This is a genomic window from Gulosibacter sp. (genome assembly GCF_052090685.1).
Classification (GTDB): domain Bacteria; phylum Actinomycetota; class Actinomycetes; order Actinomycetales; family Microbacteriaceae; genus Gulosibacter.
The window spans coordinates 50,884-69,190 of record NZ_JBQDBE010000014.1 but is presented as its reverse complement, the minus strand read 5'-3'; the positions used below and the strand labels follow the sequence as shown (position 1 = coordinate 69,190).

Here is an 18,307-nt window from a genome sequence, read left to right as displayed (position 1 = left end):
CGCTCGGGAAGATTCCCGGGCGGCCTCACTCATCTGACTCAAGATCGCGTCAAGTCGTTAGCTTGCTTGATCGTGACGCGGCAACTCGAGTTTTCGGGTACTGGGTCGTTCATCATTGACGCGTGGCTTCGAACGGACTGTCGGTCGAGTGCGTTCCGGCGCACCTTCCCCACCCACGCGGAACGGTTCAATCGCACCGAGCTGGTCTGCGTGCACTCGAGCACGCAAGTGGGTGCCGTCAGCTTCATGCGACTCTTCGAGCACGCCACCGGAATTGTGCAGCAGGGACACCAGATCACCACGGTCGTACGGCACGATGAGTTCCACCTCAATTTCCGCGACCGGAAGCATCTCGGCAATCGTTTCGAGGAGCTCGTCCACGCCCTGACCGGTACGGGCGGAGACAAATACTGATTCGTGTTCCAGACCACGAAGGGCTATCTCGGTGTCTCGATCGATCAGATCGGCCTTATTGAACACAATCAGTTCAGGGATGTGCCGGGAATCGATTTCCCCAATGACCTCGCGAACCGTCTGGATCTGCCCCGCGGGGTCGGGGTGCGAGGCATCCACAACGTGAACAAGCACATCTGCCTCGGCGACCTCTTCAAGCGTGGAACGAAACGCCTCCACGAGTTGGTGGGGCAAGTTCCGGACGAATCCCACAGTGTCCGCGATTGTGTATGGGCGACCGTCTGCGGTCTCGGTTCGTCGCACCGTCGCGTCCAGCGTCGCAAACAACTGGTTCTCAACGAGGACTCCCGCGCGAGTAATCCTATTGAGCAGTGAGGACTTGCCGGCGTTGGTGTAACCCGCAATCGCAACGGCTGGCACCTGATTCCGCTCCCGCTGGGCACGTTTCGTATCACGAGCTGTCTTCATCCCGGCGATTTCGCGCCGAAGCTTTGCCATACGCGTGTGGATGCGTCGCCGGTCCAGTTCGATCTTCGTCTCACCGGGACCGCGGGATCCCATACCTGCACCGGCAGAGCCGACCTGACCACCGGCCTGACGAGACATCGAAGCACCCCAACCACGAAGTCGCGGCAAGAGATACTCAAGCTGCGCGAGTTCCACCTGGGCTTTACCCTCACGGCTCTTCGCATGCTGACTAAAAATGTCCAGGATGACTGCGGTGCGGTCAATTACCTTAACCTTCACCGCATCCTCGAGCGCACGTCGCTGCGAGGGCGCGAGTTCGGTGTCGGCGACCACTGTGTCGGCTCCGGTCTCGGCAACAATGTCCGCGAGTTCGTCCGCTTTACCTCGGCCGAGATAGGTCGCGGGATCGGGATTCGGTCGACGCTGCAATACGCCATCGAGCACTACGGCACCAGCGGTTTCGCAAAGCGCCGCCAGTTCCTGCAAGGAGTTCTCCGCGTCCTGCTGTGTGCCAGCGGGATACACACCGATCAAGACGACCTTTTCGAGGCGGACCTGTCGGTACTCAACCTCGGTAACGTCTTCGAGCTCCGTGGAAAGGCCGTCAACCGTCTGTAGAGAGCGTCGCGCTTCGCGTTCAAGCTGCAGACCATCTATTTCAGAGTCGTATGTCGTATCCGCATCATTATCGAGCGCCTCAGCACGTCCGCTGGTGAAGAGCGTTGTTTTGCCTCGCTGCGATTCTTCGCGAGCGAGTACCCGATCGACGATGGCTTCATTGCGGTCGTCAACATCAGGGTCAGAATAGGAAAAGTGTTCGTCGTGGTCTTTGAGCATGTTCGAGCAAGTCTACGCCCTGCGATACCTTCTAGACATGGCCGAACAGTATTTTGCGGAGAATCCGCAAGCCAAAGAGCGTAAACGCGAACTCGACATCACATTACGAGGTCGTGACATCTCCGTTGCCACGGCGAACGCGGTATTCTCCGGCGATCATCTCGACCGGGCAACACGCATCCTCCTTGATGAAGCCCCGCAGGCGCCTTCTGAAGGTAATGCGCTCGACTTGGGATGCGGGTGGGGGCCGATCGCGCTCGCGCTCGGCTTCGATTCTCCCGATTTGGATGTCTGGGCTGTCGATGTCAATGAGCGTGCGATCGAACTCACGAACGAGAATGCGCAGCGCCACGGACTGTCTCGGGTGCGCGCCCTAAAGGCGGAACAAATACCAGAAGACATGCAATTTGATGTCATCTGGTCGAACCCGCCAATCCGAATTGGCAAAGAGGCCTTGGACGCGTTGCTGGCGAAGTGGTTGCCGCGGCTAGTCCCGGGAGGTGAAGCGTGGCTAGTTGTCGGGAAGAACTTGGGTGCGGACTCGCTGCAGAAGCGGCTCGCAGCGTCGCTTGGAGAAAGCTATGAGGTGACCCGTGACTCCACCTCAGGTGGCTTCCGCATCCTTCGCGTCGCCCGACTCTAGGCAAAGCCAGCGCCAAGAAGTGCGTGTTGTTGGCTGCATCACGCTGACAAAATGAATCGCTACTCAGTCGGCGTTCAAGCTAGCACCCGCTGAAAACCCAAGATCGGTCGCGTGGTGTTGCATTCCAATGCCGGATTCCAACACCACGCGACCGATCGGCGTTCACTTTCACTTCGACTAACCGGGCTGCAGATGCTGTTGCCGAGCGGTGAGTTGGGCTTTCGCCAGCTCGGCTACTTGGTGATGCGGGCGCTGCGCATCGAGTGCAGCAGGAGTCCCGCAGCAACAACTGCCAGTGCCGGGAAGACCACAGCAAAGGGGCTCGCACCGGTCTGGGCGAGGTTGTCGTCCGAGTCGCCCTTGCCATTGTCTGAGCCCTTGTCGTCGCCCGAGCCGTTGTCCTCGCCACCGGTTGGCGTAGTGGTTGCCGTCTCGGTGGCACCGGTGGTGTCAGTCGGCGGTGTAGTGCCGCCAGCAGCATCCACGGTGAGCGGAACACGCACGACGGTACCGGCTTCGGCGACCGTAAGCTCAATGAGCCAGTCACCGCCAGCTACCTCGGGGACCTCGAAGGAGATCTCTGCGGCGCCATCAGTTGCCGCGAAGTTACCGAGCTCGACACGGTTCATGGGGTCTTGAGCCGATACAAGCGCGCCGGTGATCTCAGCCGCGAGTGGGGTTCCGGCCGAGGTGAGGTCAAGGTCACCGAGTTGGAAGGTTACCGTTCCGCCGGGTTCAACTGCCCCGGTTGGGGCACCGTTGAGCTGCGCGGTGCGACGAGCGAAATCAGGAGAAATCGGCTCACCGGCAATCGACGGTTCGAACGCGTCGCGGAACATGTCGAGGTCGATCTGACCGGTGTCCTGGCTCGCAATCGCATCCTGGAATACCGGGAAGCCCGTCGTTCCAGTGGCGAGGAAGCCGTACGTGATGATGCCGTAGGTTGCGTCGAGGTCAATCGGTGCGCCGTCGTAGAACACGTCCACAACCTTGTCCCCATCCGCTGCCTCAGGATTGTAGGTGTAGGTGAGGTTGCTCGAGAAGCTGATGTGGTTGTACGAATCGTTCTGGAACTGCTGATTGATCAGTTCAATCACCTGCGCACCGGAGAGGTCGACCACAAACTGGTTATTCACGAAAGGCATGACTGCCTGGAGCTCCGAATACGTAACCACGCCATCATCACCGTAGAGCAGGTCGGCGCGGACGCCACCGGCGTTACCCATGGCAATGTCAGCCCCGTAGATCTCGCCCTCCCGCAGGAACATGTCGGTGATGAGATTGCCAAGCGCAGATTCACCGGGGTAGCTCGTGTCTTCGCCACTCACACCCTCGCGCGTGATGTCTGCTGTAATCGAACCGACTTGAACCTCACCGAGCACTGCTGCTTCTTCGATCGCGGCCTTGACAGTGGCGTCGACTTCCGCGACTCGAGGGTAGGTCGAAATGAGTTCGTCCACGGGAGTCGACGACTTCGGGCGAATTTCGCTCGTGAAGTCAACAACCTCACCGGTGGCAGGGTCGTATGTGACCTCGATGACCGCGATGTTGTTCATGTACTCACCGGTCTGCACAACGGGACGGGTTTTGCCGGTCTCTTCGACGGTGTCTTCCCAGTTGTACACGCGGTGCGTGTGCGCGTTGAGCACCACGTCGACGAGCGGCGTAAGTTCGGTGTCGATCTTTTGCATGAAACCCGGCTTGGCGCGTTCGCTATCCCAGGTCGCACCCTCGGGTTCGCCGACAGGGCTCCCCATGTGCATCGATGCCACAATGATGTCGACTTCGTCCGCGATTTCGAGGGCAACGCGGTTCGTGGCTTCCACCTCGTCACCGATCGTGAGTCCGGCGATCGCCGATTCCGAGACGAGTGTTGAGAGATCGTTCGGGACCGTGCCGATTACGCCCACTTTGAGGCCAGCGGTTTCGAGGATCGCGTATTCCTGCATCACGGCGTTGCCGTCCGCGTCATACACATTCGCACCGAGCTGTGGCAGTCCGAGGTAGTCCTCAATCCGCTGCAGGTCTTCCATGCCCTTATCGAACTCGTGGTTGCCACCGGCCGTGGCGTCGAGCTCCATGATGTTGAACACATCCATGATTGGTTCATCGTTCGCAATCGACGAGGCAAAGAGGCTCGCACCCTGGTTGTCACCCGCGCTGATGAAGAGCGAGTGCTCGTTTTCGGTGCGAGCTTCTTCGATAGCGCCGGCCCACGGCACGGTCATCTCGCCGATTCGACCGTGCGCGTCGTTGGTGCTGATGATCTGAATCGTGACGGTGCCATCCTCGTTGAGGGTCGTGGGCGCTACTGGTGTCGCGCTCGCAATTGCGGGCAGACCGCTGATGGCAAATCCGGCTGCGAGGATGCCTGCAGCGATCTTTGATTTCATTCGCAAGAAAGAACTCCATTCTCAAGAAGGATGCGCGCCAGCGAGAACCGGCACTTGCGTGAGAATAGATCGGTCGGTCAACTGGGTAACGAGCACCATATGAACACCCGGTGACGAATTAAATGTTGATACTGCCCGAAAACACGATTTCTGCGGGACCGGCTTGCCCGAGGTGTTCGCCTTCCTCAGTCGGAAACATTCGCACCTGGAGCGCACCGCCGGGCGCTTCCACCCGCCAGTGATGCGGAGCTCCCTCCCCTGCCCAGTGCCGTACCGCCAGCGCAACTGCGGATGCCGCGGTACCGCTGGACCGTGTCTCACCAAGTTCCCGCTCGTAGACCCGCATCCGAAGCTGTCCCACACCGTTCTTCACCAGTGGGTCGCCCGGAACCACGAACGCTACGGTCAAGCCGGCAGGATGCGGTGGATCAACTTCCGGAGGTTCACGCAAGTCGAGTTCCTCGAGCTCTTCCTCGCTCGAGAGTGCCACGACCACGTGTGGCAGCCCGACTTCGATACCGAGCCCCGGTCGCGCCACCGCAATTCCACGAGCGGAGACCAAGGGTTCGCCACCTGCGAGTCGCCAACGCCCCAAGTCCGTCTGGAACCCGCCAGTCGAGTTGCGCTGCACATCCTTGACCCCGACTCGCGTTGCGATCGCAAGCGTCTCTCCGCTCGGAAGCTCGACGAGGTCGGAATCGGTCAGGACCCTTGCCATGGCGCGTAGTCCGTTCGCACTGAACGCTTCGGTCGCTCCCGTCGAGGTCGCATAATCCATGAACCATTCGGCTTCGGGTGCGGTTTCGAGGACACGCTGACCCTCGGGAATTCGAGCGCTGCGGAGCATCCGCACCACCCCATCGGCGCCCACTCCGAGGTGACGATCACACAGCCGAGCGATATCGGGGCTCGCGAGTTGCTGCGCATCCTCCGGGTCGACAATTACGAGGAGGTCGTTGCCGAGCACCTCGACCTTCGTGAACTCGATGCGTGGCATAGCAGCAATATTAGTGGGCCGATTTGTTAAGCTCCGGACATGTCTGTTTCTGACCTGACCGCGAGCACCCAGAACTACCTCAAAGTCATCTGGTCCCTCCGAGAATGGTCCGAGGAGCCCGTCACACCCACGCATATTGCGGAGCGCACTGGGCTGCGAGTGTCGACCGTGTCTGGAGCGATGTCAAAACTCGCGGCGCAAGGCCTCGTAGAACATGCTCCCTACGGGTCAATCACGCTTACCAAGCTGGGTACCGAATACGCGGTCACGATGGTGCGCAGGCATCGACTCATTGAAACTTTTCTCGTGCAATCACTCGGCTATCGATGGGACCAGGTGCACGACGAAGCGGACCGCCTCGAACATGCCGTCTCTGATTTCATGGTTGAGCGGATGAACGAAGTGCTCGGATCACCCGAACGTGACCCCCACGGGGACCCGATTCCCTCCAGCTCAGGTGCGATGGTGTTTCCGGAGGCGAAGTCCCTCACGCAGGTCGAGCCTGAACGTGCTTACGTAGTGGAGCGCATTTCCGATGACGACCCCGAGCTGCTGCGGTTCTTTGCGGACAAAGGCATCGTGGTCGGAGCGGTGCTGTGGGTCCGCACCGGGGCACCGTATTCCGCCTCAATCAACGTTGATACCGAGAAAACGACTGATACGGCTCTCGGTCGTCCGGCAACGGATTCGATTTGGGTGTCGCAGCGCGCCGACTCCTGATGCGTCGGTTGCGCGCGAGTCGAGTGGTCACGAGCACGATCGCAAAAATCACCCCGTAGAACACGCTCATCCCTGCGCTCGTTGCGGCATTCAATGCGTACGCTAGCCAAAAGCCAAGGATTGCTCCCACCGCCGCAATAAGCGCCGTCAACACGAACATCACCGGCAATCGGTCGGTCAATAAGTACGCGGTCGCCGCAGGAATAACCACCAGCGCGATGACCAGTATCGCCCCCGCCGCATTAAATGCCGCGGTCACGGTGAGTGAGACCGTGAACATAAATGCGGTATTGACGAGCCGCGAACGTACCCCGATCGTGTCGGCAAATTCCGGATCAAACGTGCTAATTCTCAAGGGTCGATAACAGACCACGGCGAACAGCACATTAAAGACGAGCACGGCAAGCATCAATGTCGTATACGTGGGATCAAAGGCCGCGAGATTGAGGTCACCGACCAAAACGGCATGCGTATCCAAGTGCACACTGCCGAAATTGAGCGTCACCATAATAACTCCCACGCTGAACAGTGCCGGGAAGATTAGCCCCTGCGGGGCATCCCCGCTGATCAACCGCGTCCGTGCCAGATATTCGTTTCCCAATACGACCAAGAGTCCCGATAGCGCCGCGCCCAAAATAAGCCACGGTGAATTTAGATCGCGTGCAAAAAAGTAACCAATCACGATACCGGGAAGCACAGCGTGCCCAATCGCATCCACGAGCATTGAGTTTTTTCGCAAGACCACAAAGACGCCGGGAATTGCGCACGCAACTGCCGTGATCACTGCCAACACCATCACTGAAATTGCAAAATTCATGCGGTCACCAATTTTGACACCAGGCCGCGTTTCGGCGCGAAGAGCAACGAAATAACTAGTACCGCAAAGAGTGTTAATACAATGAGCGGCCCGGTAGGGATCCTGCCCAGCGCGATCGAAAGGTAGGCACCAACTCCACTCGAAGCTGCTCCGATCACGCCGGACAGGATGACTGTGCCGCGCAGGGTCGTGGTCCACTGGCGGGCTGCTGCGGGCGGGGTGACCACGACGGCGACCATGAGCACGAGACCAACAGCCTTCACTCCGATCACAATCGCGACCACGAACGTTCCAAACATGAGTGAGTCAATCACGCGTGGATTGAAACCCAGCATCGACGATTGATCACTGTCAAACGTACGCAGCGAAAATTCTTTCCAAAATACAATGACGACAACGAGCGCAAGTCCACCGACCGTGATGCTCGTCACAAGATCGGCCCAGGTAAGAACCGAAGCATTCCCGAAAAGATAGTCTTGAATTCCACCTTTACCCGGATATGCACCATTCGCAATGATCCGGCTCAAGAGCATCCCGGCGCCGAAGAACACCGATAAGACGATTGCCATTGCGGTATCAATTTTGATTTTCGACAGACTCGGGATCGCATTCGCGCAGGCCACTGCGACAATGCCTACGAGTATCGCGCCGAACATGAGTCCGAGCATGTTTCGACCGTCAACGCCGAGAACCACCACGGCAAAGAGAAACGCTCCGAGTGTGCCAGGTAGTGCCGCGTGGGAGACGACATCGCTCATCAACGATTGCTTCCGCAAATACGCGAATACTCCTAACGCTCCGGCAACCATTCCGATGATGCTGGCGCCGAAAAACACCATGCGATAGGTGTGATTTGCGAAGAATTCAAAAAGGCTCACGAAATTCCCGCCAAGAACGCGTCATTCGCCGACCCCGCATCATAGGTCTTGCGAATATTCTCGACGGTAAATGTGACGTCGGTCGGGCCGCTCGCAATTACCGTGCCATTCACAAGCGCCACGGAATCGCAGTATTCGCGAACTGTCGTGAGGTCGTGGTGGACCATGACAATTGTTTTGCCCTGTTCGCGCAAGACATGCAAGACATCCACGATCGCCTGCTGACTCTTCGCATCGACGCCTTGAAACGGTTCGTCCATGAAATAGAGATCAGGTTCCTGCGCGAGCGCTCGCGCCAGAAAAACGCGCTGTCGCTGTCCCCCAGACAACTCGCCTATTTGACGATCAGCAAATTCCGACATCCCAGTCTGCTCGAGTGCGGCCACAACGCGCTGTCGCTCAACCTTTCCCGCGCGCTTGATCCAACCGAGGTCGCCATAGGTCCCCATCAGCACCACGTCGAACACAGTGGTGGGAAAATCCCAGTCCACCGCGGTGGACTGGGGCATGTACCCGATGCGGTTCCGCACTCGTCGAAGGGGTTCGCCAAAGAACCGAATCTCACCCGCGACCGGCTTCACCAAGCCGAGGGCACCGCGAATCAGTGTGGATTTTCCCGCACCATTGGGCCCGACAATCCCCAGAACAATCCCGCTCGGAACATCGAGCGTCGCGTCACTCAGCACAGTACCGGTGTGATAGGCGACCTCTAACGCACGAATCTCACACGCGTGCAACTACTGTCCCAAGCCTTCCGCAACCGTAGTGGCGTTGTGGTTGAAGGCCCCAAGATAGGTGTCGACGCCTGCTTCAGCACCGAGGGAGTCGGCGTAGAGTTCAGCGTCAGCCACGTTGACTTCCCACCCGCGGGAAGTGACGGCCTCCTGCAGACTGGTAATCGCTTGCGGGTTGGCCTGATTGTCAAGGAAGATGGTGGCGACCTCGTTGTCCGCAATCAGGTCCGCGAGATCGCTCAATTCTTCCGCACTGAGCTGCGCATCAGTGGAGATGAAATCGGTCGCATACACCTCAAAGTCGAAAGTGCTGCCGAAGTAGCCGAACGCGTCGTGCCCCGTAATTAGGATCCGGTCTTCTGCGGGAATTGGCTCGAGAAGTGCATTCGCATCGGCAGCAGCCTGTTCGATTTCGGCAATGAAGCTATCCGCGTTGCTGTCATAGGTCGAAGCGCCGTCCGGGTTGGTTTCACCGAGTTTGTCTGCAACGAGTTCGACGGCGAGTGCCCAAGCTTCGGGGCTGTTCCAAATGTGTGGATCATGCAGCGCGTTACCGTCGTCGTCGGTCTCGGGCCACGGCAAGAGCAGGTCTTCGGGGATGTGCTCGCCGACCGCGAGCTGATCGTCACCAAAGCTCTCGAGCTGGTCGATCATTTGCGCTTCGAGGTGCAGGCCGTTCCACAGCACGAGATCAGCCTCGCGCATCTGTTCGATATCTTGTGTGCTCGGCTGATACGTGTGCGGGTCCCCACCGGGACCAACCATCGTAATTACTTCCGCGTCGGGCGCAATATTCGCCACGGCATCCGCAAGGTATCCGGTCGTGGCATATACCGTGAACACATCGGCATCGGCGGTCCCCGAATCATCTGCGGATGCGCAGGCGGTCAGCCCCAATCCTCCTAGCAGTACTACGCCCGCAATCGCCCCCGCACGTCGCATCAACCGACTCATGTCCATCCCTTCACTTACACGCAACCCCACTGCCGCGTTCGTGATCAATACCTTATGTTTGGGATGCCAAACATTCAAGTCTTCGCGGGAGCAACTTATTAAATTGGCGCGTTAAAGACCGCCGGATGCCCTCCGACAGCCATCCTCTGGCGTGAATTTGCTAGCCGAGCCCCGCATGTTCGATAACCCGGGTCGCTGCCCAAGGGTCATCCGCACGCAAGCGAATCGCCGTGTCATACCGGCGGAACCAGGACACCTGTCGGCGCGAAAATTTGCGGGTGAGCAGCTGTGCCTCCGCAATCGCCTCCGCTTCGGTCATCTCCCCGCGAAGTTGCCGCGCGGACTGTGCATACCCAATCGCTTTCCCCGCGGTCGACGTCTCCACGAGTCCAGCTGCCAGCAGCCCCGCCGTTTCCTCGACCAGGCCGTCCCGCCACATTTCGACCACGCGTTCATCGAGTCGCGGCACCAGCTCTTCGCGGGGTACCTCTGTCAGCACCATCGCAGTTGGCCGCCACCACGCATCCTGTTCCGGTAGCTGCGCGGAGAATTTCTCCCCGGTCACGCGAATCACTTCGAGCGCGCGAACGATCCGTCGACCGTTCTTCGGGTCCATCTTCGCGGCAGCTTCCGGATCGTACGCTCGCAAACGGTCGAAGAGCATCCCCGGCCCCCACTCCTCGAGTTCACGCTCGAGTTCCGCGCGAATTTGGGGGTCTCGCCCCGGGAACCTAAGGTCAAACACGACCGAGGCAATATACAACCCCGAACCGCCGACAAGAATGGGCACCGCACCGCGCTCGATAATTCCCGATACCGTCTCACGCGCCAGCGGTTGATACCAGGCCACTGTCGAGGGTTCGGTCACGTCAAGGACGTCAAAAAGGTGATGCGGGATATCGCGATGAAGTTCAGGCGCGAGTTTGGCGGTGCCAATGTCCATGCCGCGATAAAACTGCATCGCGTCAACATTCACGATCTCGGCGGGGCGACCTAGCGCGTGCAGCCGTTCCGCGACGTCGAGTGAAAGATTCGTCTTGCCGGTACCCGTGGCGCCGCCAATGACGATGATTTCGGCGATTGTGGCTACTGCCATTTCGAAGGCGAGCTCGGCGCACCAATGCGAAGCGTCGGCAGGCCGAGGTTAACCGCGCCACCGGTTCCGGAGCCACCCGTCGGTGCCCCGCAGGATGCTGATTGCGCAGCATCCCAAGCATCGCCCGCCCGAGTGCGACGGACTCGCAGTGGCGCACCTGAGGGGTCATCGGCAACGAGATAGCTCGGGGCCCCGCGGGTAATTTCCACGCTCACCACGTCACCCGGGCGAGGAGTGTCCGAACCCTCGGGGACGGCAAAGTGAACGAGTCGGTTATCTTCGGCTCGTCCCGTGAGCCGGTGGGTGGACTCGTCTTTCTTCCCCTCGCCTGCGGCCACCATGACCTGCTGCGTCGTACCCACAAGTGCCTGGTTTTCTTCCAGCGAGATTCGCTTCTGCAATTCCATAAGACGCTCGAAGCGCTCCTGGACGACTTCCTTGGGTACCTGGTCCGGCATGGTCGCAGCGGGAGTACCCTCGCGAATCGAATACTGGAATGTGAACGCCGTCGAGAAGCGCGAAGCCTCAACGACCCGCACGGTCTCCTGAAAGTCCTCTTCGGTCTCGCCGGGGAAGCCCACAATGATGTCGGTGGTAATTGAGGCGTGCGGCATCCGCTCGCGAACGCGTTCGAGAATCCCCAGGAATTTCTTCGACCGATATGAGCGACGCATGGCGCGCAGGATGCGGTCGGAACCCGACTGCAGGGGCATATGCAGCTGCGGCATCACATTCGGGGTTTCGGCCATCGCGTCGATCACGTCATCGGTGAACGCAGCGGGGTGTGGGCTGGTAAAGCGAACCCGTTCGAGCCCCTCGATCTCACCGCAAGCGCGCAGCAGCTTGGAGAACGCCTGCCGGTCACCAAACTCAACGCCGTAGGAGTTCACGTTCTGCCCCAGCAAGGTGACCTCGATCGCGCCCTGGTCGACCAGCGCCTGCACTTCGCTGAGGATCTCACCGGGGCGGCGATCCTTCTCTTTACCGCGCAGCGCCGGCACGATGCAGAAGGTACACGTGTTATTGCAGCCAACCGAGATCGATACCCAACCCGAATAGGTTGACTCACGCTTCGTTGGCAGCGTCGAGGGGAAGGTCTCGAGCACCTCAAGCAGCTCGACTTCAGCCTCAGCATTGTGTCGTGCACGCTCGAGCAGGGTCGGGAGCGAACCCATGTTGTGGGTGCCAAACACCACATCCACTTGGGGAGCCTTCTCGACGATCTTGCGCTGCTCCATTTGTGCGAGGCAACCACCGACCGCAATTTGCATTCCCGGGTGTTCTCGCTTGACGCTCGCCAAGTAGCCGAGATTACCGTAGAGCTTATTGGCAGCGTTTTCGCGCACCGCACACGTGTTGATGACGATGACATCTGCTTCCGGCTCTTGCGACTCGACATAACCGGCTGCGAGCAGCGATCCCGTGATGCGTTCTGAGTCGTGCACGTTCATTTGACAACCAAGGGTGCGCACAAAGAAGCTCCGCGGCTCGCCATCTGGGCCAATGGCTGCGGGTGAGGGCTGAATAACGGTGGCAGTTGCGGTCATAATGTGCCAATTCTACGGGCCTCTTGGCGCATGTGGGTTTCGGTGGTTAGGATGTTCGGCATGAAGTTGTACTGAGTCCCTCACCCGTGACTGCGGCAGCCACATCGATTGTGGCGTTCTGAAGCCCGGCGGGTGTCCCCGACTTAGCGAGCCACCGGCTCGAATAGAGGTTCCACTGTGACCCTGTCACATCCATCTTCAGCAACTTTCTCGAATACGCCTGCGGTGTCCGCGCTGCAGTTCCGGTCCGCCAGGCACCTCAAGCTCGACGGTGTATCCGTGCTGCGCGGTACCCGTCGTGTCCTCCAAGACGTGAATCTCACGGTCTCCCCCGGCGAGACAATCGGTCTTATCGGTGCGAATGGCGCGGGGAAGTCCACGCTGCTCAGTGTGATCACCGGTTCGCTCGATGCCCAGTCGGCGACCGGCACGATCGACAGACCAGATTCACTTGGCGCCTTAGCCCAAGAACTCGAACCCGCGCCAGCGACCTCAATTCTTGACGTGATTGACCGCGCCGTCGCGCCGATTCGTGCGATCGGCGATCGGCTTGAAGCAGCCGCTATGGATTTATCCGATCCGAATTCGGCTGATCGTTACGAACTGGCGCTTATCGAGGCCGAACAGTCCGGACTCTGGCAATTGGACGCACGAATTAACGCGGTACTCGCCGGGCTCGGTCTGGCAGATTTCCCCAAGCATCACCTAATCGCTGAAATGTCCGGCGGTCAACGCCGTCGTCTCTCGCTTGCGTCACTCTTGCTCGAGCAGCCCACGGCGATCTTGCTGGACGAACCCACGAATCATCTCGATGATGATGCGCTCGGGTTCCTCGAACAAGAGTTCAGATCCTGGCGCGGTCCGGTGCTGTTCGCGAGTCACGATCGCACCTTTCTGGATGCGGTGGCTACCGGCATCGTCGACCTCGATTTCGCTGTTGGTCCCGGTGGACCGACTGACGGTTACGTCCAAGGGCGCCGCTATACCGGTGGGTTCAGTGCCTACCTCGGTGCTCGAGATCGGGAGCGCACCCGCTGGCAGAACGCCTACGAAGCGGAGCAGCGGGAACGAGCCCGGCTGCAGCAGGTACTTGACGTGGATGCGCGCACTATCTTCCACACGACGCAGCCGCGCAATGAAGCACGGATCACCGCGAAATTCGAAGCGGATCGTGCCGCAAAAACGGTGGGTAATCGGCTGCGACAGGCCAGGAATCAGCTCGCGGCGTTGGACCGCACAGCAGTGCCGAAACCACCCGCGCCGTTGCGGTTCGTTGGATTTGCCAGGGAACAGGGCGGCAGCACCGGCGCAGGCACCGGCACCGGCACCGGCACCGAGCCTGGCGCAACACAAACAGTGGATACGGCCCTAAAGCAAGTTACGTCACTGCAATCTGTCTCTGTATCGGGACGGTTAAATCCCGTGTCCTTGGAGATCGAAGCGCGATCGCGCATCCTCGTTGAGGGACCGAATGGCGCGGGAAAGTCGACGCTGCTGGCCATATTGGCCGGCGCAATCGACCCCGATTCTGGAACGGCGACCCGCTTCGGCACCGTGGGGCTGCTCGCCCAATACGACACGTGGGATGACCTCAGCATCACAGCCACCGCCGCCTATCGATCCGCACTGCGGGATCCCGATCACGCACCGTCGCTAACAGCACTCGGCTTATTGGACGAGAAGGCGTCGGAACTGACACTTGCCGAGTTGTCCTACGGGCAGCGGCGGCGGGTCGCTTTGGCGCAGCTCGTCGCTGAACCACCGGAGCTATTGCTGCTCGACGAGCCGACGAACCATCTTGCGCTCGCGCTTGCGGAAGAACTCGAGCAGGAAATCCTTGATTACCCTGGCGCAGTCGTCATCGCGAGCCACGACCGTTGGCTCCGTGATCGGTGGCAGGGCGAGTCCTTCTCGCTCTCGCCCGCACCAAGTCTGTGATGGTCAGGATGCTTATGCCTTCCGAGTTTGATCGCGCCACGGTCCACGCGCAATATGGCTCCGCGCGTGAGCCACCGCATCCTCGAGCGTATCGAACGCGTGTCGTTCATCGCGCAAGGCGGAAAAGACCCCAAACGCCCCAGCCATTTGTCGGTGCCGCGGCTGGAGGCCCTTGATAAGCACCGTGACCCCTCGGGTTTCGAAGGTTTCGATGATCTCTACGAGGGCGTTTGCGCCGGTGGAGTCGAGTCCACCGAGGTGAGAGAGACGAATAATGACGACTTCGATGCCGGTAAATTCATCGAATTCGCGTTGCAGTCGCTCGGCTGCACCGAAGAACATGGCGCCGTCGATTCGGACAAGTGCGATGCGCTCATCGCCGTCAACACGCTCGCCCGGAAGCTCTTCGCGTCGGACTCCGGCCTGGTCAGCAACGTGTTTGAGCGCGACAATGGCGGCAACGACAATACCAATCCACACCGCCACGATGAGGTCGAACGCGACGGTGATTGCCGCGGTCGTGAAGAAGATGAGAATGTCGGAACGGCTCGCACGGAGGACCGCTTTGATCGTGCGCGGCGCGACCATCCGAACTGCGGTGGCCATCAGCACGCCCGCAAGTGCGGCCAGCGGAATGGTGGAGACCAACTGGGCACCCACGTAAATCACGAGCAACAGCAGCAGGGCGTGGACGATGGAGCTCACCCGAGTCCTCGCGCCCGTCTTCACGTTGACCGCGGTGCGTGCGATTGCACCCGTCGCGGGCATGCCGCCAAACATTCCGGAAGCGATGGATGCGAGACCCTGGCCGCTGAGTTCGCGGTCTGGGTTATACGGTCCCGTGTCAGCCATCCGCGAGGCCACGCGTGCGGAGAGTAAGGATTCGATGGCTGCGAGCAACGCAATGGATACTGCTGGTCCGATCAAGGAGCTGAGTGAACTCATCTCAAATGTCGGAATTGACGGTGCGGGAAGCGCCGAGGGCAATTCGCCAATGCGCGGGGTCGCCATCGAGAACGCGATAACGATCACCGTTGCGACGACTACTGCGAGGAGGCTGGCGGGAATGGCAGGGTGAATTCGTGGCAGCAAGACAATGAGAAGCCAAGTGATGACCACAATGAGGACGGTTTGCCAAGCAATGGACCAGTCAGCTTGTCCAATCGCTTCCGCCGCAGCCAGCGCAGGATTGAGCCCGACTGTGGCGGTGGTACCGAATGCCATCGGCACCTGCTGGAGAAAAATGATGATGGCGATACCGAGGGTAAACCCTTCCACCACCGTCCACGGAATCAGGGACACCACCCGACCGAGCCCGAAGAGGCCCATGAGGACGAGCATTGCACCTGCCATGATCGCCAACAGCGGTACGGTGCTGGCTCCGTGGACGGCTACCACCGGAGCAAGCACGACCGCCATGGCACCGGTGGGTCCAGACACCTGGACGTTCGAGCCCCCGAAGATCGCGGCGACAAGCCCGGCAACGACCGCGGTCACGAGACCTGCGGCTGCCGAGACTCCGGAGCTGATACCGAATGCCAGCGCGAGTGGGAGCGCAACGATCGCAACCGTGACTCCCGCAGTGATATCCACGCGCCAACTTGTGCGAAAGCCCTTGTAATCTGCGGCGCGCGGCAGAATTCGATCGCCGAGGGTTCTACCGAAACTACGAGATTTGCTTGCCGACACGAATAAATTACCCCTAATTACGTGGGAGAAGAAGGTAATGCCAGCTTAGTCCTTGGGGAGTGACCAGCGCTTTTAGCTCAGTGCCTCGTTGATCGCACGAGTCACAATATCCCCACCAAAGCCGCGACGTGCCAAATAGCCGTAGAGGCGTCGCCGGGCAGTGTCGTCATCGAGTCCTCGGAAACGGGATGCGCGTTCCTGTGCGAGCTCCACGGCACGGTCAAATTCGGTGTCGCGGTCAAACCCGGCAAGGGCATCTTGGACGATGCTCTCGTCGATGCCCCGCTTGCGGAGTTCTCTGCTGATACCGCCACTTCCGAGGCCCTTACGGCTCAGTGAACCCGTCATCAACTGCTCCGCCAATCGAGCATCGTCAAGGTAGTTCAGATCGATCATGTGATGAATGATCTGTTCTCGATCCCTGATGCCGAGTTCGGTCTGCTCGGCAAGAAATTTCTCTGCTTCGCGCACCGACTTGGCGCTTCGACCGAGTGCTCGAACCAGCATATTGCTTGCTTCGTCTCGGTCGGCGGCCTGGGAGGAAGAGACTCCGGGCATTGTCGAGACATTATCGTTCGTGTCTGTATCGCCCTCATCGGCCTCCGCTTTGGGTGCGAATTCAACGGATCGTCCGGGTTTGTTGGTTAGCGTCGGTCGCTTTTTTGACGCGGTAGGTTTCTGTGCTGCGGCTCGGTCCGGTGCGTATTCGGCTTCGGTCGCGGCCATCCGGGCGCGCAGCTGCGTCAAGCTGTCCTCTCGGTCAGTTGACGCAGGCTGCGCGCCCGGAAATGCGATGACCTCTGCGAGGTCGTCTGATTCAGACTTCATTCGGTCACTCTGTTGAATCGCGAACCTTAGGCGCCGAGTTCCACGATCTCGCCCGTTGCGCCATCGACAATGGACTCCGCTTCGGGTTCGCCCTCTCGAAGGCCCAACTGCACAAGAATCTTGTGTTCAATTTCGTTCGCGACCTCCGGGTTCTCAAGGAGGAATCGGCGCACGTTTTCCTTACCCTGCCCGAGCTGGTCGCCATCATAGGTAAACCACGAACCGGATTTCTGCACAATCCCGTGCTCAACGCCGTAGTCGATGAGCGAGCCCTCACGGGAGATTCCGTGGCCGAAGAGAATGTCGAACTCTGCCTGCTTGAAGGGTGGAGCCATCTTGTTTTTGACCACCTTGACACGGGTACGGTTACCGACCGCGTCACCCGAGTCCTTCAGCGTTTCGATGCGACGGATGTCGAGACGTACCGAGGCATAGAACTTCAGTGCCTTACCACCGGAGGTGGTTTCTGGACTGCCAAAGAACACACCGATCTTCTCGCGGAGCTGGTTAATGAAGATCGCGGTGGTCTTGCTCTGGTTCAGGCCACCGGTGATCTTTCGCAGTGCCTGCGACATGAGGCGTGCCTGCAGACCGACGTGCGAGTCTCCCATTTCACCTTCGATTTCGGCGCGCGGTACGAGGGCCGCAACCGAGTCGACCACGACCAGATCGATCGCTCCGGATCGAATCAGCATGTCGGTGATCTCGAGGGCCTGCTCCCCGGTATCTGGCTGTGATACCAGCAACTGGTCAATATCAACGCCGAGCTTCTGGGCGTAGTCCGGGTCGAGGGCGTGCTCCGCGTCAATGAAGGCGGCAATGCCACCGCTGCGCTGGACATTCGCAATCGCGTGGAGTGCGACCGTGGTTTTACCCGATGATTCTGGACCGTAGATTTCCACCACGCGACCGCGTGGGAGGCCACCAATGCCGAGCGCGGCATCAAGCGCAATTGAGCCGGTAGGAATCACTTCGACTGGTGCGCGTTCTTCGCTGCCGAGGCGCATCACTGAGCCCTTGCCGAACTGGCGGTCGATCTGGGTGAGGGCGGATTCGAGTGCTTTATCGCGATCTTTTGGTGCGGCCATGATGTTGCTCCTTAGGGCTTTTAGGGTTGTCGCCTACAGGCTGTCCTGCGCTGATGGAGAGCGTTCAGACAAGGCGGGCGGTTCGTTATTGACCTGTTGCCCACAGCGTAGATTTGGCCACCGACATTCTGTTCGGCGAGGCATCCTGCTGTGGAAAACGAGTCATCCACAAACCACACGCATGACACTACACGGCTTCGAACAGCTGTTCGAGGGGGATTCCTGGGCGTGTCGAATTTCGGCAGCGAATCTCAGCAGTGAATGCT

General features: G+C 59.6%; 15 protein-coding genes. 3 read left to right on the top strand and 12 right to left on the bottom strand.

Annotated features, from left to right (window positions below; all coding sequences use genetic code 11):
• Nucleotides 1–57: 57 nt before the first annotated feature.
• Nucleotides 58–1,719: a GTPase HflX gene (gene hflX, locus ACTHXA_RS10495; RefSeq protein WP_441672108.1), complete on the bottom strand. Its 1,662-nt coding sequence runs from the start codon at nucleotides 1,717–1,719 to the stop codon at nucleotides 58–60.
• A gap of 37 nt (nucleotides 1,720–1,756) precedes the next feature.
• On the opposite strand from hflX, the gene ACTHXA_RS10490 reads away from it, so the two are divergent.
• Nucleotides 1,757–2,362 carry a class I SAM-dependent methyltransferase gene (locus ACTHXA_RS10490; RefSeq protein ID WP_441672106.1) on the top strand — a complete coding sequence of 202 codons (606 nt, stop codon included), beginning with the start codon at nucleotides 1,757–1,759 and terminating at the stop codon, nucleotides 2,360–2,362.
• Nucleotides 2,363–2,595: 233 nt separating this feature from the next.
• On the opposite strand, the gene ACTHXA_RS10485 is transcribed toward ACTHXA_RS10490, so the two are convergent.
• A complete protein-coding gene (locus ACTHXA_RS10485) occupies nucleotides 2,596–4,755 on the bottom strand; it encodes a bifunctional metallophosphatase/5'-nucleotidase (protein ID WP_441672104.1) in 2,160 nt (719 codons plus the stop codon).
• A gap of 118 nt (nucleotides 4,756–4,873) precedes the next feature.
• The gene (locus ACTHXA_RS10480; protein ID WP_441672102.1) at nucleotides 4,874–5,752 is read right to left on the bottom strand and encodes a diaminopimelate epimerase; all 879 of its coding nucleotides are present in this window, start codon (nucleotides 5,750–5,752) and stop codon (nucleotides 4,874–4,876) included.
• Between the two features lie 39 nt (nucleotides 5,753–5,791).
• Here ACTHXA_RS10480 and ACTHXA_RS10475 point away from each other — a divergent pair, with 39 nt between their 5' ends.
• A complete protein-coding gene (locus ACTHXA_RS10475; RefSeq protein WP_441672100.1) occupies nucleotides 5,792–6,472 on the top strand; it encodes a metal-dependent transcriptional regulator in 681 nt (226 codons plus the stop codon).
• Here the strand turns inward: ACTHXA_RS10475 and ACTHXA_RS10470 are convergent.
• The 6 genes from ACTHXA_RS10470 to miaB all read right to left on the bottom strand — a co-directional run bounded on the left by ACTHXA_RS10470 (nucleotide 6,384) and on the right by miaB (nucleotide 12,498).
• A complete protein-coding gene (locus tag ACTHXA_RS10470) occupies nucleotides 6,384–7,289 on the bottom strand; it encodes a metal ABC transporter permease (protein WP_441672098.1) in 906 nt (301 codons plus the stop codon). The genes ACTHXA_RS10475 and ACTHXA_RS10470 overlap by 89 nt on opposite strands.
• Nucleotides 7,286–8,167, bottom strand: coding sequence for a metal ABC transporter permease (locus tag ACTHXA_RS10465; protein WP_441672096.1), 882 nt, complete (start codon nucleotides 8,165–8,167; stop codon nucleotides 7,286–7,288). Before ACTHXA_RS10465 ends, ACTHXA_RS10470 begins: the two co-directional genes overlap by 4 nt.
• The gene (locus ACTHXA_RS10460; RefSeq protein WP_441672094.1) at nucleotides 8,164–8,904 is read right to left on the bottom strand and encodes a metal ABC transporter ATP-binding protein; all 741 of its coding nucleotides are present in this window, start codon (nucleotides 8,902–8,904) and stop codon (nucleotides 8,164–8,166) included. Before ACTHXA_RS10460 ends, ACTHXA_RS10465 begins: the two co-directional genes overlap by 4 nt.
• Nucleotides 8,905–9,855 (bottom strand): metal ABC transporter solute-binding protein, Zn/Mn family, encoded by a 951-nt coding sequence (locus tag ACTHXA_RS10455; protein WP_441672092.1) that lies wholly within the window; start codon nucleotides 9,853–9,855, stop codon nucleotides 8,905–8,907.
• 160 nt (nucleotides 9,856–10,015) lie between these two features.
• On the bottom strand, nucleotides 10,016–10,951 hold the full coding sequence (gene miaA / locus ACTHXA_RS10450) for a tRNA (adenosine(37)-N6)-dimethylallyltransferase MiaA (RefSeq protein ID WP_441672090.1): 936 nt from the start codon (nucleotides 10,949–10,951) through the stop codon (nucleotides 10,016–10,018).
• On the bottom strand, nucleotides 10,942–12,498 hold the full coding sequence (gene miaB / locus ACTHXA_RS10445) for a tRNA (N6-isopentenyl adenosine(37)-C2)-methylthiotransferase MiaB (RefSeq protein ID WP_441672088.1): 1,557 nt from the start codon (nucleotides 12,496–12,498) through the stop codon (nucleotides 10,942–10,944). Before miaB ends, miaA begins: the two co-directional genes overlap by 10 nt.
• Nucleotides 12,499–12,675: 177 nt before the next feature.
• Between miaB and ACTHXA_RS10440 the strand changes: the two genes are divergently transcribed.
• The gene (locus ACTHXA_RS10440; protein ID WP_441672086.1) at nucleotides 12,676–14,436 is read left to right on the top strand and encodes an ABC-F family ATP-binding cassette domain-containing protein; all 1,761 of its coding nucleotides are present in this window, start codon (nucleotides 12,676–12,678) and stop codon (nucleotides 14,434–14,436) included.
• 12 nt (nucleotides 14,437–14,448) lie between these two features.
• Here the strand turns inward: ACTHXA_RS10440 and ACTHXA_RS10435 are convergent, their stop codons facing one another.
• From ACTHXA_RS10435 to recA, 3 genes are all read right to left on the bottom strand, one after another.
• A complete protein-coding gene (locus ACTHXA_RS10435; protein ID WP_441672084.1) occupies nucleotides 14,449–16,029 on the bottom strand; it encodes a SulP family inorganic anion transporter in 1,581 nt (526 codons plus the stop codon).
• 168 nt (nucleotides 16,030–16,197) lie between these two features.
• Nucleotides 16,198–16,953, bottom strand: coding sequence for a regulatory protein RecX (locus ACTHXA_RS10430; RefSeq protein ID WP_441672082.1), 756 nt, complete (start codon nucleotides 16,951–16,953; stop codon nucleotides 16,198–16,200).
• A gap of 26 nt (nucleotides 16,954–16,979) precedes the next feature.
• Complete coding sequence (recA, locus tag ACTHXA_RS10425; RefSeq protein ID WP_441672081.1) at nucleotides 16,980–18,041, bottom strand: recombinase RecA; 1,062 nt, start codon at nucleotides 18,039–18,041, stop codon at nucleotides 16,980–16,982.
• Nucleotides 18,042–18,307: the final 266 nt, after the last annotated feature.